The 15,272-nt window shown below is 64.6% G+C and carries 13 protein-coding genes; 10 read left to right on the top strand and 3 right to left on the bottom strand.

From position 1 onward, the window contains the following. The 7 genes from V3388_RS10310 (at nucleotide 1) to V3388_RS10280 (ending at nucleotide 6,656) form a co-directional block, all read left to right on the top strand. Nucleotides 1–999: an ABC transporter ATP-binding protein gene (locus tag V3388_RS10310; RefSeq protein WP_336367464.1), complete on the top strand. Its 999-nt coding sequence runs from the start codon at nucleotides 1–3 to the stop codon at nucleotides 997–999. Then, on the top strand, nucleotides 996–2,006 hold the full coding sequence (locus V3388_RS10305; protein WP_336367463.1) for an ABC transporter ATP-binding protein: 1,011 nt from the start codon (nucleotides 996–998) through the stop codon (nucleotides 2,004–2,006). Before V3388_RS10310 ends, V3388_RS10305 begins: the two co-directional genes overlap by 4 nt. A gap of 69 nt (nucleotides 2,007–2,075) precedes the next feature. Then, complete coding sequence (locus V3388_RS10300; protein WP_336367462.1) at nucleotides 2,076–2,990, top strand: LysR family transcriptional regulator; 915 nt, start codon at nucleotides 2,076–2,078, stop codon at nucleotides 2,988–2,990. Beyond that, nucleotides 2,983–4,269: a Xaa-Pro dipeptidase gene (pepQ, locus tag V3388_RS10295; RefSeq protein WP_336367461.1), complete on the top strand. Its 1,287-nt coding sequence runs from the start codon at nucleotides 2,983–2,985 to the stop codon at nucleotides 4,267–4,269. The genes V3388_RS10300 and pepQ overlap by 8 nt, the downstream gene beginning before the upstream one ends. Nucleotides 4,270–4,365: 96 nt before the next feature. Beyond that, nucleotides 4,366–4,572 carry a bacterioferritin-associated ferredoxin gene (locus V3388_RS10290; RefSeq protein ID WP_336367460.1) on the top strand — a complete coding sequence of 69 codons (207 nt, stop codon included), beginning with the start codon at nucleotides 4,366–4,368 and terminating at the stop codon, nucleotides 4,570–4,572. Nucleotides 4,573–4,805: 233 nt separating this feature from the next. Further along, on the top strand, nucleotides 4,806–5,282 hold the full coding sequence (gene bfr, locus V3388_RS10285) for a bacterioferritin (protein ID WP_336367459.1): 477 nt from the start codon (nucleotides 4,806–4,808) through the stop codon (nucleotides 5,280–5,282). 15 nt (nucleotides 5,283–5,297) lie between these two features. Then, complete coding sequence (locus tag V3388_RS10280) at nucleotides 5,298–6,656, top strand: phosphomannomutase (RefSeq protein ID WP_336367928.1); 1,359 nt, start codon at nucleotides 5,298–5,300, stop codon at nucleotides 6,654–6,656. 205 nt (nucleotides 6,657–6,861) lie between these two features. Here V3388_RS10280 and V3388_RS10275 read toward each other — a convergent pair whose 3' ends face one another. Both V3388_RS10275 and V3388_RS10270 read right to left on the bottom strand, forming a co-directional pair. After that, nucleotides 6,862–7,965, bottom strand: a complete 1,104-nt coding sequence (locus V3388_RS10275; protein WP_336367458.1) for a phospholipase A — start codon at nucleotides 7,963–7,965, stop codon at nucleotides 6,862–6,864. Nucleotides 7,966–7,975: 10 nt separating this feature from the next. Beyond that, nucleotides 7,976–8,341: a hypothetical protein gene (locus V3388_RS10270; protein WP_336367457.1), complete on the bottom strand. Its 366-nt coding sequence runs from the start codon at nucleotides 8,339–8,341 to the stop codon at nucleotides 7,976–7,978. 144 nt (nucleotides 8,342–8,485) lie between these two features. On the opposite strand from V3388_RS10270, the gene V3388_RS10265 reads away from it, so the two are divergent. Beyond that, nucleotides 8,486–8,893, top strand: a complete 408-nt coding sequence (locus V3388_RS10265; RefSeq protein ID WP_336367456.1) for a c-type cytochrome — start codon at nucleotides 8,486–8,488, stop codon at nucleotides 8,891–8,893. A 9-nt stretch (nucleotides 8,894–8,902) separates the two neighbouring features. Here V3388_RS10265 and rep read toward each other — a convergent pair whose 3' ends face one another. Beyond that, complete coding sequence (rep, locus tag V3388_RS10260) at nucleotides 8,903–10,921, bottom strand: DNA helicase Rep (RefSeq protein WP_336367455.1); 2,019 nt, start codon at nucleotides 10,919–10,921, stop codon at nucleotides 8,903–8,905. Between the two features lie 138 nt (nucleotides 10,922–11,059). Here rep and V3388_RS10255 point away from each other — a divergent pair, with 138 nt between their 5' ends. Then, on the top strand, nucleotides 11,060–12,796 hold the full coding sequence (locus V3388_RS10255) for a GGDEF/EAL domain-containing response regulator (protein ID WP_336367454.1): 1,737 nt from the start codon (nucleotides 11,060–11,062) through the stop codon (nucleotides 12,794–12,796). 53 nt (nucleotides 12,797–12,849) lie between these two features. Then, nucleotides 12,850–15,219: a Tex family protein gene (locus V3388_RS10250; protein ID WP_336367453.1), complete on the top strand. Its 2,370-nt coding sequence runs from the start codon at nucleotides 12,850–12,852 to the stop codon at nucleotides 15,217–15,219. Nucleotides 15,220–15,272 lie beyond the last annotated feature (53 nt).

Here is a 15,272-nt window from a genome sequence, read left to right as displayed (position 1 = left end):
ATGGCACTGTTGGAAGTGAGCAACCTTGATGTCCGGTTTGCGGTGCGCGGCGGCGATCTGGAAGCCCTGCGGGGCATCAGCTTTTCCCTGGACAAAGGCGAGCGGCTGGGCCTGGTGGGGGAATCCGGCGCCGGCAAGTCGGTGGCGGCGTTCTCCATCCTTAATCTGATCGCCAAACCGGGTTACATCGCCGGCGGCCAGATCCGCTTTGACGGTCGGGACTTGGCCGCCATGAGCGAGCGCGAACTCCGTGGCATCCGGGGCAACCGCATCGCCATGATTTTTCAGGATCCGATGATGACCCTGAACCCGGTGCTGACGATCGGTACCCAGATGGTCGAAGCGCTCCAGGCGCATCGGACGATCAGCAGGAAAGAGGCGAGGGCCATTGCCCTGGACCGGCTGCAGAAGGTGCAGATCCCGTCCCCGGAGAAGCGCCTGGACCAATACCCCCACGAGCTGTCCGGCGGGATGCGCCAGCGGGTGATCATTGCCATCGCGCTGCTGCTGGATCCGGAGATCATCATCGCCGATGAACCAACCACGGCCCTGGACGTGACCATCCAGGCGGAAATCATGGCCCTGCTGTTGGATCTGTGCGAGCAGGAGAACGTCGCCCTGATGCTGATCACCCACGACCTTGGCGTGGTCTCCCAGGTCACCCAGCGCATGCTGGTGATGTACTCCGGCCGCATCATTGAACAGGGCCCGACCCGGGAAATCATCAATGACGCCCAGCACCCCTACACCCAGGGGCTGATCAACGCCCTGCCGCAGATGGGTGAGCCGGGCCAGCGGCTGTTCCAGATTCCCGGGTCCATGCCGTCGCTGAAGAACGTGCCGTCCGGCTGCCCGTTCCACCCCCGCTGTCATTTCGCCACCGACCAGTGCCGGCAGGCCATGCCCGAGTATGTGCGGTCGGGCAACGTCGATGTGGCGTGTTACGAAGTCGCCAACCTGATTGAGCAGGAGAAACGCATGCAGGAGGCCGAATCGTGACCTCCCCCCTGGTTCGTATCCGAGCGCTGGAAAAGCGCTTCGACCTGTCCGGCAGCCTGCTCGAGCAGCTCCGGTTCGAGAACGGCCGGCTCCGGCGCAAGCAGGACGCGGTGCACGCCATCAACGGCGTTGATCTGGACGTCCACAAGGGCGAGACCCTTTGCGTGGTGGGCGAATCCGGCTGTGGCAAGTCCACCGTCGCCCGCACGGTAATGGGCTTGCTGTCACCCAGCGCGGGGGAGATCCACTACGACGGCGAGCGTATTGATCATCTGGACGGCAAGGCGGTTCAGCCCTATCGGCGCAAGATGCAGATGATCTTCCAGAACCCCTACGCATCGCTGAACCCGCGCATGACTATCCAGCAAACGCTTGAGGAGCCCATTCGTTTCCACTATCCGCATTGGTCCGCCGCGGAGGTGAAGGACAAGGTGCAGTCGGTCATGCAGTCCGTCGGCATCGACCCGGACTGGGGCAGCCGGTTTGGCCACGAGTTCTCCGGCGGCCAGCGCCAGCGCATCGCCATTGCCCGGGCGCTGGCGGTGGACCCGGAATTCATTGTGGCGGATGAGCCGATCTCGGCTCTGGACGTGTCCATACAGGCGCAGGTGCTGAACCTGCTGATGGATGCCCAGGAACGTCATGGCCTAACCTATCTGTTCATCACCCACGATCTGGCCGTGGTCGAGCACTTCGGTACCCGGGTGGCGGTGATGTACCTGGGCCGGGTGTGCGAACTGGCCGATACCGCGACGCTGTTTGCGGCACCGCGCCACCCCTATACCCAGGCGTTGCTTTCGGCCATTCCCCGGCTGGAGGACGACCGGCCCAATCACATCCGGCTCAAGGGCGAGGTGCCGACGCCGGTCAACCTGCCGTCCGGGTGTGTGTTCCACGGTCGATGCCCCTACGCCAACGAGCGGTGTCGGCAGGAGGTGCCGGCCCTCATCGCCACCGACGAGGGCGGGCGGGTCGCCTGTCACGCGGTGGAGGAGGGGCGGCTGTAAGGGATCGGAGCCGGTGAGCTATGATGCTTCTGACCGGTTCCGGTTCTCTTACTGACCCCAGGGACACCCATGGAAGTACGCTGGCTCGAGGATTTCATGGCGCTTGCGCGCACCCGGCACTTTTCCCGGGCGGCGGAACAGCAGCACGTCAGTCAGCCGACGTTCAGCCGTCGCATCAAGCTCCTGGAAGAGTCCATGGGCACGACGCTTATCAACCGGCAGACGCTGCCGTTGTCGCTGACCCCGGCAGGGGAGGTGTTTCTCGACCTGTGCGAGCGGGTCGTGCGGGACGTGCGGGACACCCGGGACCGGATCGCGGCGCTGGAGGCGGAAGCATCGGCCCGCATCAGCGTTGGCTCCACCCAGGGCCTGTTCTCCCATTTTTACCAGGGCTGGGCCCGGGAAGCGGGCATCGCCGAGCGGCTGCAACTGAACCTGAAGGCCACCAGCTGGGTGGGCGAGCAGTTCCTGGACGCCCTGGAGAACGGAGAATGCGACATGGTGCTGTGCTATTGGCACGCTGACCTGCCCTGGGGGCACCGGCTCACCGCCGAGCGCTTCGACTGGCTGGTGGTGGCGCCCGAGGCCCTGGTGCCGGTCAGCGTTGCCGACGAGCAGGGCGAGCCCCGGTTCCGGCTTCCCGGTTCCCCCGAACAGCCGCTGCCGCTGATTGCCTATCACAACCGGGGATTCCTGCAGTCGGCCATTGAGGCCCATCTGTCGCGCCAGCCCACGCCCGCCAATCTGCTGCCGCTGAATGAAAACACCCAGTCCGCCAGCATCAAGGCCTTGGTCAAGCAGGGGTTTGGCATGGGCTGGCTGCCGCGGCGGATGACGGAAAAGAGCGAGCAGTTCGGCCGCCTGGTGCGGGCCGGCGACGAACGCTGGGACGTGCCCCTGGACATCCGCCTGATCCGCCGGCGCGACGCCCGCTCCGACGACCTTCTGACCCTCTGGAACCAACTGGAACGCCACCATGCCTGAACCGGATCTGTTGTCCCTCCAGCTCGATCACCTGAGCGAACTCCAGCGCCGCTATGACGCGGCGCTGGCGGCGCATGGGTACGACAGCCTGCTGATTGCCTCGGGCGCCGCGCCCTACCGCTACGGCGACGACCAGGCCTGGCATTTTCAGGGCTACGGCCCGTTCCTGCACTGGACCGGCCTGACCGGGCGAAGCCACTGCTGGCTTTGGGTGCGTCCTGGGCGATCGCCGGTCCTCTGGCTTCACGAGCCGGAGGATTTCTGGCACGCCAACCAGCCGCTTCCCCGGGAGCCCTGGCAGGACATCGTGGATGTCCGGCCACGGCCTGAGCCCTCCGCGCCACCACTGCCCGCCCCGGGTCGCCTGGCGATCATTGGGGACCCGGCGTTGATTGCGGATCTGCCCGGTGACATCAACCCGGCCGGTCTGCTGCAGGCGCTGGATGAGACCCGGGTGCACAAGACCCCCTATGAGCGGGCGTGCCTGGCGGAGGCCAACGTTCGTGCGCTGGAGGGCCACCTGGCCGCCCGTCGGGCGTTTCTCGACGGCGAAAGCGAGTTCGGCATCAGCCTGGCTTACCAGCGGGCCACCGGCCAGCGGGAGGCGGACGCGCCGTACCACAGCATCATCGGCCTGAACGAGCATGCCGGCACCCTGCATTACCAGTATTACGACACCCGCCCACCCGCGGCCCCGCGCAGCCTGTTGATTGACGCGGGCGTGCGTTACCGGGGCTACTGCTCGGACATTACCCGCACCACCGCCGGCCCGGGGGAATCCCGTTTTGCAGCCCTGGTACACGGGCTGGAATCCCTGCAACAGCGCCTGTGTGGCATGGTGGCGCCGGGCGTGGACTACGTGGACATCCACCGAAAGGCACACCAGGGGGTGGCGGCCCTGCTGACCGCCGCCGGCCTGGTGACCGGCCTGGATGAGGAGGCACAGGTGGCGCAGGGCGTGACCCGGGCCTTCTTTCCCCACGGCATCGGGCATTTTCTCGGCGTCCAGGTGCACGACGTTGCGGGCAAACCCACGCCCCCGCCGGCCGATGCGCCCTTTCTGCGCCTGACGCGGGTGCTCGAGCCCGGCATGGTGGTGACGATTGAACCCGGGCTGTATTTCATCCCGTCCCTGCTCGACGGGCTTCGGGCACACCCGGTCGGCCGCCACGTGAACTGGTCTCTCGTCAATCAGCTCCGGGGCTGCGGCGGTATTCGCATCGAGGACAACGTGGCGGTGACGGGGGAGGGCGGCCGGAACCTGACCCGCGCATCCTGAGCCGCGGTGTTTTTTTATACACAGGGGGTTGCAATCACGCCTGCGAATAACAATAATTATCACTAACTTTCTAACGGCGTGAATGAGCTTCTTCTTATGTACGTTTGCCTCTGCCAGGGAGTCACCGATCGCGAGATTCGCGAAGCCGCGGAGAACGGCGTTACCAGCATGCGCCAGCTCGGCAAAGAGCTGGGCGTCGGTCGCCAGTGCGGGCGCTGCGCCTGCATGGCCCGGGAAATCCTGCGGGAAAGCCGCACACCGGATTACCTGTCCCTCGCCAACCTGCTCGCCCAGCCTGCCTGACGGCGCCCCTTGTCATGGCCAGTCGCCCCTCGTGAGGGCGCTGGCCTGCTCAACCCGTGTTGCACCCTCACCCCTGTGCCTTGCCCGTTCGATGGGAATGGGTGCTCGTCGCAATCGCGATTTTTTATCGCGGCCAAACCGACTATCCTTGTAAATCAACAGGCAAGCCATGCCCCCTGCGGGCGTCGCTTACGCCATGACCGCACCCATACGCCCGAAAAAGGATTCCCGTCATGAAAGGCGACAAGAAAGTCATCCAGTTCCTGAACAAGGTCCTCGCCAACGAACTGACCGCCATCAACCAGTACTTCCTGCATTCGCGCATGTACAAGGACTGGGGCATCACCAAGCTGGCGGCCAAGGAATACGAAGAATCCATCGACGAGATGAAGCACGCGGATCTGCTCATCGAACGCATCCTGTTCCTCGAAGGCCTGCCGAACCTGCAGGACCTCAACAAACTGCTGATCGGTGAGAACGTTCAGGAAATGATCGAGTGCGACCTCAAGCTGGAGCACATCGCCCACAAAGACCTGAAAGACGCCATCCTGCACTGCGAGCAGGTGCACGATTTCACCAGCCGGGAGCTGTTCCGGAACATTCTGGACAGCGAGGAAGAGCACATTGACTGGCTGGAAACCCAGCTCGACATGATCGACCGCATGGGCATCCAGAACTACGTCCAGCTCCAGTCCGAAGCGGTCGAGTAAGCCAGCATGCCCGACATGGACCTGTCCTGCTTCAAAGCCTACGACCTCCGCGGCCGGGTACCGGACCAGCTCAACCCGGGCCTCGCGGAGAAGATCGGCCGCGCCTATGTGGCCGTGACCGGCGCCCGCAACGTGGTGATCGGCTACGACATCCGCCTGTCCAGCCCGGACATCGCCGATGCGCTGGCCTCTGGCCTCCTGGCCGCCGGCGCCAATGTCCACGACATCGGCCTGTGCGGCACCGAGCAGGTGTACTTTGCCACCAGCCATTTCGGCATGGATGGTGGCATCATGGTTACCGCCAGCCACAACCCCAAAGACCACAACGGCATGAAAATGGTCGGCCCGGACTCCCGGCCGATCAGCTCGGACAACGGCCTGAACGACATCCGCGACCGGGTGCGCCAGCCGTTTACCGACGCCGCCGAGCCGGGCCGGTACGAAACCCTCGAGGCCATGAGCGCCTACGTGGACCACCTGCTGGGCTACGTGGACCCGACCTCGCTGCGGCCCCTGAGCATCGTCTGCAACGCCGGCAACGGCGGCGCCGGCCTGGTGATCGACGAGCTTGAACAGCACCTGCCGTTCGAGTTCATCAAGGTGCATCACGAGCCGGACGGCCACTTTCCCAACGGCGTGCCCAACCCGATCCTGCCGGAAAACCGCGCCGCCACCGCGGACGCCGTGATCGCCAACGGCGCGGCCATGGGCATCGCCTGGGACGGCGATTACGACCGCTGCTTCTTCTTCGATGAAAACGGCCGCTTCATCGAGGGCTACTACATCGTCGGCCTGCTGGCGGACCAGTTCCTGCGCAAGACCGGCGGCGGCAAGGTCATCCACGACCCGCGCCTGGTCTGGAACACCCAGGACCTCGTGCGCGCCGCGGGTGGCGAAGCCATCGAAAGCAAAACCGGCCACGCCTTCATCAAACAGCGCATGCGCGACGAAGACGCCGTCTACGGCGGCGAGATGAGCGCCCACCACTACTTCCGGGACTTCGCCTACTGCGACAGCGGCATGATCCCCTGGCTGCTGGTGGCCGAGCGTCTGTGCCAGTCCGGTCAGACGCTCTCGTCTCTGATCGACGCCCGCATCGAGGCCTACCCGGCCAGCGGCGAAATCAACCGCACCATCGCCGATCCCCCGAAGGTGATCGCTGCCATTGAGGCGAAATACTCCGTGGGCGCGATTAAGGTCAGCCACGTGGACGGCCTGAGCATCGAGTTCAACGACTGGCGCTTTAACCTCCGGATGTCAAACACCGAACCGGTGGTGCGCCTGAACGTGGAGTCGCGGGGCAATATCCCGCTGATGGAAGCGAAAACCGAAGAATTGCTGGCGGAAATGCAGAGGCTGAACGGCAAGGGCTAGCTGGCGGGCCACCCGCCAAAGCCTGGGGCGAGACGGACGGAAGGCGGTTCAGAAACTGTACTTCGCCAGGGATGGCGAAGTCCAAGCGACACAGGGACGTGCTCGAGCGGGTTTCTGAACCGCCTTCCGGCCGGCTTGCAGTGCACCGCTGCCAAAACACCAGTGCCCGAACCCGGGCGACGGCAGAAACCGGGCCAACCACCCATCACAGCCAGTCGTTCAGCATAATCCCGATACCGAACCGCTCGATCCGGTGGTTGTAGTCGATCAGGCTCTCCCCGTACCCGTTGTAGTACTGGAAAAAGCCCTTGATGGTATCCCCCATCGGAAAGCTGTACCCGAACTCAACCGAGGTATGGTTATTGTCCGACCGCAGGTTGTTCATCAGCTTGAGCGAAAACGTGCGGTCCTCATCCAGCTTGTACACCGCGTGGTAATTGGCGTAACCCACGTACTTCTCGATGTCCGGGTTATCGTCATCGCTGCCCTCAGGAATCCGGTACCAGGGCTGCACCATGAACAGCCAGCGCCCATAGCTGTAGGCCGCCGTCCCCATGATCCGGTTCCAGCTCCGCGACCGTGGATTGGACTGCCCGTTGGACTGGTGGTTGAAGCCCAGGGTAACCCCCGACAGCGTCCCCGGCCCCAGGTCCCAGTCCGTCTGGTAGCGCAGGAACACCTCCGGCTCGTAGTTGGTCTCCCGGAAGGGCGCGGAATCGTCCTGGTTGTACACCTGCCAGAACGATTTCTGGGTGTAGCCGAACCACAGCGTGGTGCGATCGTTCAGCCAGCCGGTCAGCAGCGGAATCTTGAAGCTGATCTGGTACTTGGCCTCTTTGCGGTCCAGATCGTAATCGTAGTCTGCCGGGCCCCGGGTCGGGCTGCTGGCGTCCGGGTTCGGGTTCTTCATCCACGTGATGGGCAGGATGTAGGTCGGCCGGTGGGCGACAAAACTCCCGGAAAACGAAAACATCGCCTGCTCGGCGGCCAGGTACCGTTGCAGCAGGTTCTGCATTGCATTGTGTTCTTCGTCGGCATCCCCGGAGGCATCCTCCCCCGGCAGCTTCTGTTTCAGTACCGGCACCGCCTCGGCGGCGTCCTCTTTCGCCTGCTTGACGTCGGATTCGGACGCCGTCGCCTGTTTCTCATTGGCGTTGAAGATCTTGTCGTAGCAGGCCAGCCGCGCAACGCCATTCTCGATCAGGGCGCAGTCGTCCGGCGTCGTCGCGGGCTTGTCCGCCGCCAGGGTGGAGACCGGCAGCAGGCCCAGACCGCAGGCCAGCAGGGTAGTGCGGGAAACGGAGATCATGCAGAGGTCCTCAGGAGGGATTCAGGCTGAGCCAGGTGTTGCCGATGCCGTAGGCCCAGACGCCCGCCAGGGTCACGGCGAGAAGGGTAAACAGAAGCTTCTGCCGCTGGCGGTGCTTCGGATCGGTCAACGCGACCCAGCGCAGGTACATCAGGCCCAGGAAGCTGCCGAACACCCCGAGACTGGCCACCGTCGGAATCAGCAGCCAGGCGGTGGCGAAACCCTCACCGCCCTTGGCCTGGCCGGACAGCCACAACATGGTGGCCAGCAGCACCGCCAGGGAGCCGAACTCCACCGTCAGCAGGCGCTTGCGCCAGCGCGTTGCCGTCTGCGCCTCCGGCGCGTTCGGTCGTTTGTCGTCGGGAAAATCGGCCATGATCGCGGTCCTGCGTGTCCGTGAGGTGCGGCTATGGTAGCACGCCCGGCACGGCCGGGTTGACGCCGGGCCGGGCCTGTACTTTTTTTAATTGAGAGCACAGGAATCGGTGTTCAACGGGCGCATCGTCGCCGGGGGCAAACCATGATACGGATCGGTCTGTTGCTGTGGATGACACTGTTGGCCGGAAACGCGTTGGCCATCAGCGTGGAGGACGAAATCCGCCAGCGCATCGCGCCGGTGGGCGAGGTGTGCCTGCAGGGCCAGGGCTGCGGCCGGCCGGCGCCGGGGGCCAGTGCGGGCGCCGAGCCTCGCAGCGGCGAAGCGGTGTACACCAGCGTGTGCAGCGCCTGCCACGGCGCTGGCATTGCCGGGGCGCCGAAAATGGGGGATAAAGCGGCCTGGGCACCGCGGATCGAACAGGGCCTTGAGACGCTCATCCAGCATGCCATCAACGGCATTCGCGGCATGCCCCCGAAGGGCGGGTGTGCCAACTGCCCGGATGAAGAAATCGGTAACGCGGTTACCTATATGGTGGATCAGAGCCAGTAGCGGGACGGCTCAGGCGCCCAGGTCGCCCAGCAGCGCGCTCAGGGTGGCCTTGCCTTTTTGCTGGTTGGCTTCCCGGTCCAGGTCCCCGAGGCCCTCCCAGCGCACGTCTTCCTCGGGCAACTCGTCCAGAAAACGGCTGGGAATGGTCTCGATCTTCTCGCCGTACTGCTTGCGGGCGGCGGCGTAGGTGAGGGTGAGGGTCTCCCGGGCCCGGGTGATGCCGACGTACATCAGCCGGCGTTCTTCCTCGATGTTGCCTTCCTCAATGCTGGAGCGGTGGGGCAGAATCTCTTCCTCCAGGCCCATGATGAACACGTGGGGGAATTCCAGGCCCTTGGAAGCGTGCAGGGTCAGCAGTTGCACCTTGTCGCTGTCGTCCTCTTCTTCCCGCTGTTCCATCATGTCCCGCAGGATCAGTTTGGTGATGGCGTCTTCCACGCCCATCTCGTCGGCGGTGCCCTTGCCGTCATCCAGCATCCGGCGAATGGATTCCACCAGGTACCAGATGTTCTCCATGCGCCGCTCCGCCTGCTTGGGGGTGCCGGAATGCTGGTGCAGCCACTCCTCGTACTCGATGTCGGTAAACAGCTGCTTGATCACCGGCACCGGATCCTCGCTGTGCAGCCGCTCGCAGGTGCGATCGACCCAATGGGCGAAGCGGCGCAGCCGGTCCAGGCCCCGCTCGGTGACGTGGGTCTCGACCCCCATGTCGCCCAGAGCCTTGAACAGGCTGACGCCCCGGGAGCGGGCGTAGTGGCTGAGCTGTTCGAGAGTTCGGGGGCCGATTTCCCGGCGTGGGACGTTCACCACCCGCAGGAACGCGGCGTCGTCGTCCGGGTTGATCAACAGGCGCAAGTAAGACATCGCGTCCTTGATCTCGTTCTTGGAGAAAAACGACTGCCCGCCGGACATCCGATAGGGAATCTGATAGGCCTGCAGCTTCATTTCCAGCAACCGGGACTGGTGGTTGCCCCGGTAGAGCACGGCGAAATCCCGGAACCCCAGGCCCTTCTTGAGCTTGCGGTCAAGGATTTCCGTGGCCACCCGCTCGGCTTCCGCATCCTCGTTCCGGCAGCGCAGGATGCGGAGCTCGTCGCCGACGGCGTGTTCGCTCCAGAGGGCTTTCTCGAAGACGTGGGGGTTGTTGGCGATCACCTGGTTGGCGCAGCGCAGGATGCGGCTGGTGGAGCGATAGTTCTGCTCCAGTTTGACGATTTTCAGGCTCGGGAAGTCGCTCTTGAGTTGCACCAGGTTTTCCGGCCGGGCACCGCGCCAGGCGTAGATCGACTGGTCATCGTCGCCCACCACCGTAAAGGCCGCGCGCTCGGCCACCAGCAGCTTGACCAGCTCGTACTGGCACAGGTTGGTGTCCTGGTACTCGTCCACCAGCATGTAGCGGATCTTGCGGCGCCACTTGGCGAGCACGTCCGGACAATCGCGGAAGAGGGTGACTGGCAGTAGGATCAGGTCGTCGAAGTCGACGGCGTTGTAGGCCTTCAGGTATTCGTTGTAATGCTTGTAGACGATGGCGATCCGCTGTTCCCGCTCGTCCGCGGCCTTGCTGAGGGCCTCCGCTGGCCCCCGCATCGCGTTCTTCCAGGCGGATATGGTCATCTGCACCTGGTTCAGCTCGTCGCCGGCATCTGCACTGGCCTCGCGGAGCATGAGGTCCTGCAGCAGGGCCTTGGCGTCTTCGGCGTCAAAAATGGAAAAGCCGGGGTGGTAGCCCAGGTGGGGGTGTTCTTCCCGGATGATGTTCAGGCCCAGGTTGTGAAACGTGGACACCGTGAGGCCCCGGGCCTGCTTGCGGTCGACAATCCGGCCGACCCGCTCTTTCATTTCCCGGGCAGCCTTGTTCGTGAAGGTGACCGCTGCGATGTGGCGTCCCGGAATGCCAAGCTGTTCAATCAGATAGGCAATCTTGCGGGTAATGACGCTGGTCTTGCCGCTGCCGGCGCCGGCCAGCACCAGCAGGGGGCCGTCGGCGTATCGGACCGCTTCGCGCTGTCGGGGGTTGAGGTTATCCACAAGTACCGGGCCCATTGGAACCAAAGAGGGTTGGGAAACGTGCGCTATTCTACACCAACACGACCTGTATATTGGGGATCCATCGGCTATGATTCAGGGAAGGATGACGCCGCCGGATGCAAAAGGAACTCCAGCCTGATGACCCTGCCCCAGGACACCCAGAGGCCCGATCAGCTGCGCGTGCTGGTATTGACTGCCCAGCACGCGGATTTCCTTTGGCTCGCCTCCCTGCTGGCAGCCGACGCGGAGCTCGAGGCCGACGTGACCTGGTGCCCGGATCTGGTGGACTGCGACGATCTGGTGCGCAACGCCAGCTTCGACGTGCTGGTCTGGGACTGCGCCTTTCACAGTGGCGACGCCGCTTCCTTCCTGCAATACCTGGCGGTGTCCAGCGACGACAAGCCGGTGCTGGCGTTGAGCGCGGAATCTCCGGGCGAACGCGCCCCGGCGCTGCTGGCGGAGGGCGCCTCCGACTATCTGAGCCGGCAGGCGCTCGATCGCTGGCAACTGGCCCGGGCGGTGCGCTGCCTCTGGTACCGGGAACAGCTGGCCTGTTCCGCCCGGGGCCACCTGGGCCGGGCTCTCGCCACCGGGGTGATCAACCGTGACCTGTTCTTTGATCGCCTTCAGCAGGCCCTGCTTCGGGCCGAGCGGGCAGGCCACCGGCTGGCCCTGCTGCACCTGAACGTGGACGATTTCCGCAGCATCAACGAATCCTTTGGCTACCAGAAAGGCGACCAGTTGATGATCCGCCTGGCGGAGCGGCTGCGGCGGGCGCTGCGGCGAGTGGATGCGCTCATGCGAATTGGCGGTGACGAGCTGGCGCTGATTATCGAGCGGGTGGAGGATTCCCTCGACATCACCCGCATCATCCGCAAGGTGGTCACTGCCCTGGAAGAACCCATCGTGATTGACGGCAATGCCCTGGTGATCAACGCCAGCCTGGGCGTGGCCACTTACCCGGAATCCGGTGACAACGCCGAGAACCTCATGCGCCGGGCCAACCGGGCCATGTTCGAGGCCAAGCGGGACCCGGGCACCAGCTACCGGTTCTACGATCGCCAACTGCACATCTCCGCCGGCCACCAGCTGCGCCTGGAGGCGGATCTGCGCAACGCGCTGCGGGGCGGCGAGCTGGAGGTGTACTATCAGCCCCGGGTAGACATGGCCACGGAGGAGGTTCGGGGGGTCGAGTGCCTGCTGCGCTGGAACCATCCCCAGCGGGGCCTGGTGGGCCCGGACGAGTTCATTCCGGTGGCGGAGCGCAGCGGGTTGATCGTGCCGATCGGCTACTGGGTCATCGAGCAGGCCTGCAAGCGCCTGCAGGCGGCGGCGGAGCTGGGCTTCCCGGGGCTGGTGTTTGCCGTCAACCTGTCGTTCCGCCAGTTCCACGATCGCAAGATGACCGAAACCATCTTCCGCATCATCTTTAACGCCAACGTGGACACCAGCCTGCTGGAACTGGAGCTGACTGAAAGCGCCATGATGCACGATCCGGAGTACGCCCAGCGCTGCCTCCGGGAGTTGAACCAGCTCGGTATCAGCTTCGCCCTGGACGATTTCGGCACGGGCTTCTCCTCCCTGAGCAATCTCCAGCACCTGCCCATTTCCCTGGTGAAGATCGACAAGTCCTTCGTGCAGGCCCTTGGCCACTCGGCGGACGCCGAGCACATTATCCGGGCCATCATCAGCCTGTCCCACAGCCTGCAGATGAGCGTGGTGGCCGAAGGTGTGGAAACCGAGGGGCAGTTGGACTTCCTGCGCCAGGCCCACTGCGACGAAGTGCAGGGCTATTACTACGCCCGGCCCATGCCCTGGAACGACCTTGTGCAATTCCTGAGCAACCGCGAGGCCGCCGCTTGCTTGCGGCAGTGAGCCGCTGTACCTTTCCCGGTTAATTCGATTGCTACGTGATTCGCAGAGGTTGCATGAACAGTATCTCCCGCCGCATCGCCGAGGAGCTCGGCGTCCGTGAACAACAGGTGAACGCCACCATTGGGCTGCTGGACGAGGGCGCCACGGTGCCGTTCATCGCCCGCTACCGGAAGGAAATCACCGGCTCCCTGGACGACAGCCAGCTGCGGACCCTGGAAGAGCGGCTGCGCTACCTGAGGGAACTGGAAGACCGCCGCACGGCCATTCTCAAGAGCATCGACGAACAGGGCAAGCTGACCGACGAGCTGCGGGCCGCCATCGGCGAGGCGGACACCAAGAACCGCCTCGAGGATCTTTACCTGCCCTACAAACCCAAACGCCGGACCAAGGCCCAGATTGCCCGGGAAGCGGGCCTGGAGCCGCTGGCAGACGCGCTATTTAATGATCCGACGCTCGATCCGGAAACGCTGGCGGGGGACTACCTGAACCCCGAGGCCGGCGTGGCCGACACCAAAGCCGCCCTCGAGGGCGCACGCCACATCCTGATGGAGCGCTTCGCCGAAGACGCCGAATTACTCGGCAGCCTGCGGGATTACCTGTGGCAGCAAGGCCAGTTGAAAGTGACCGTGGTGGAGGGCAAGGAAAACGAAGGCGCCAAGTTCCGGGACTACTTCGATCACATCGAACCGCTGCGCAAGGTGCCGTCCCATCGGGCCCTGGCGGTTCTGCGGGGCCGGAACGAAGGCGTGCTCACCTACACGCTGACCGTGGAAGGCGAAGACCCGGACCGGCGTCAGCCGCATCCCGCGGAGCAGCGCATTGCCGCCCGCTGGGGCATCCGGGACCAGGGCCGGGCCGCCGACAAATGGCTAGCGGAGGTGGTGCGCTGGACCTGGCGGGTCAAGCTGTCCACCCAGATTGAGACCGATCTGATGGCCCAGGTGCGGGAAGCCGCCGAAACCGAGGCCATTAACGTGTTTGCGGCGAACCTCAAGGATCTGCTGCTGCTGGCGCCCGCCGGCCCCCGGCCGACTCTGGGCCTGGACCCGGGCCTGCGCACCGGCGTCAAGGTGGCGGTGATCGACGGCACCGGCCAGGTCGCCGGCCACGGCGCCATCTTTCCCCACGCGCCCCAGAACAAGTGGGACGCGTCCATCGAACAACTCGCCCGGTGGTGCCGGGAGTACCGCATTGAGCTGGTCGCCATCGGCAACGGCACCGCCTCCCGGGAAACCGAGAAACTGGTGGCGGATCTTTGCAAGCGCTACCCGGAGCTCAAGCTGGCCCGCATCCTGGTGAACGAATCCGGCGCCTCCATCTATTCGGCGTCCGAGTTTGCCTCCCGGGAGCTGCCGGACCTGGACGTGACCATCCGCGGCGCCGTGTCCATTGCCCGCCGCCTGCAGGATCCGCTGGCGGAACTGGTGAAAATCGAGCCCAAGTCCATTGGCGTGGGCCAGTACCAGCATGACGTGTCCCAGGTACAGCTGTCCCGCAGCCTGGACGCGGTGGTGGAAGACTGCGTGAACGGCGTGGGCGTGGACCTGAACACCGCCTCCGTGCCCCTGCTGGCCCGAGTATCCGGCCTGAACCAGAGCATCGCCCAGAACATCGTCGATTTCCGCAGCCAGAACGGCCTGTTCCGAAACCGTAAACAGCTGCTGAAAGTCACTCGTCTCGGCGACCGCACCTTTGAGCAGGCTGCCGGCTTCCTGCGCATCCACGGTGGCGAGAACCCCCTGGACCGGTCGTCCGTTCACCCGGAGGCCTACGGCGTGGTCGAGGCCATCGCGAAGAAGCACCAGCGCAAGGTGGGCGATATTATTGGCGATTCCGCGTTTCTGCGTGGTCTGAATCCCCAGGATTACGTAACAGAGCAGTTCGGGTTGCCCACCATCAAGGACATCATCGCGGAGCTTGAGAAGCCGGGCCGGGACCCGCGCCCGGAATTCCGCTTCGCGCGCTTTGAGGATGGCGTCGAGACGCTGAAGGACCTTCAGCCGGGTATGGTGCTGGAAGGCGCCGTGACCAACGTGACCAACTTCGGCGCGTTTGTGGACATTGGTGTGCACCAGGACGGCCTGGTGCACATCTCGGCCCTGTCCCACACGTTTGTGAAAGACCCCCGCGAGGTGGTCAAGGCCGGGGATATCGTGAAAGTGAAAGTCATGGAAGTGGATATCCCCCGCAAGCGCATCGGTCTGTCGATGCGCATGGATGACCAGCCGGGAGAGACCCGGGAAACCGCTGGCCGGCCCGCCCGCGAGGCCGGCCGCGCGCGCCCGAAACCGGATGCCGGTGGTCGCAGCCCGTCCGGCAACGCTGGAAAGGGCGGCAAGGGCGGTCAGGATCGTCAGCCCCAGGGCGCCATGGCGGGCGCCCTGGCCCAGGCGCTGGCTTCCGCACGCAAGGATGGGCGTTAACCCGTTATCGTTGTGTTTCATCGAGCGCGCCGGCGTCAGCCGGGGCGCCACTG

It is taken from the genome of Marinobacter sp. C2H3 (assembly GCF_037080155.1).
Classification (GTDB): Bacteria; Pseudomonadota; Gammaproteobacteria; order Pseudomonadales; family Oleiphilaceae; genus Marinobacter.
This window is presented reverse-complemented; position numbering and strand designations above follow the sequence as displayed.

Coding starts and splice junctions, on each gene's coding strand:
- V3388_RS10265 (WP_336367456.1), top strand. CDS start 8,486: ATGATACGGATCGGTCTGTTGCTGTGGATGACACTGTTGGCCGGAAAC.
- V3388_RS10275 (WP_336367458.1), bottom strand. CDS start 7,965: ATGATCTCCGTTTCCCGCACTACCCTGCTGGCCTGCGGTCTGGGCCTG.
- V3388_RS10300 (WP_336367462.1), top strand. CDS start 2,076: ATGGAAGTACGCTGGCTCGAGGATTTCATGGCGCTTGCGCGCACCCGG.
- V3388_RS10255 (WP_336367454.1), top strand. CDS start 11,060: ATGACCCTGCCCCAGGACACCCAGAGGCCCGATCAGCTGCGCGTGCTG.
- V3388_RS10280 (WP_336367928.1), top strand. CDS start 5,298: ATGGACCTGTCCTGCTTCAAAGCCTACGACCTCCGCGGCCGGGTACCG.
- bfr (WP_336367459.1), top strand. CDS start 4,806: ATGAAAGGCGACAAGAAAGTCATCCAGTTCCTGAACAAGGTCCTCGCC.
- V3388_RS10290 (WP_336367460.1), top strand. CDS start 4,366: ATGTACGTTTGCCTCTGCCAGGGAGTCACCGATCGCGAGATTCGCGAA.
- V3388_RS10270 (WP_336367457.1), bottom strand. CDS start 8,341: ATGGCCGATTTTCCCGACGACAAACGACCGAACGCGCCGGAGGCGCAG.
- V3388_RS10310 (WP_336367464.1), top strand. CDS start 1: ATGGCACTGTTGGAAGTGAGCAACCTTGATGTCCGGTTTGCGGTGCGC.
- V3388_RS10250 (WP_336367453.1), top strand. CDS start 12,850: ATGAACAGTATCTCCCGCCGCATCGCCGAGGAGCTCGGCGTCCGTGAA.
- pepQ (WP_336367461.1), top strand. CDS start 2,983: ATGCCTGAACCGGATCTGTTGTCCCTCCAGCTCGATCACCTGAGCGAA.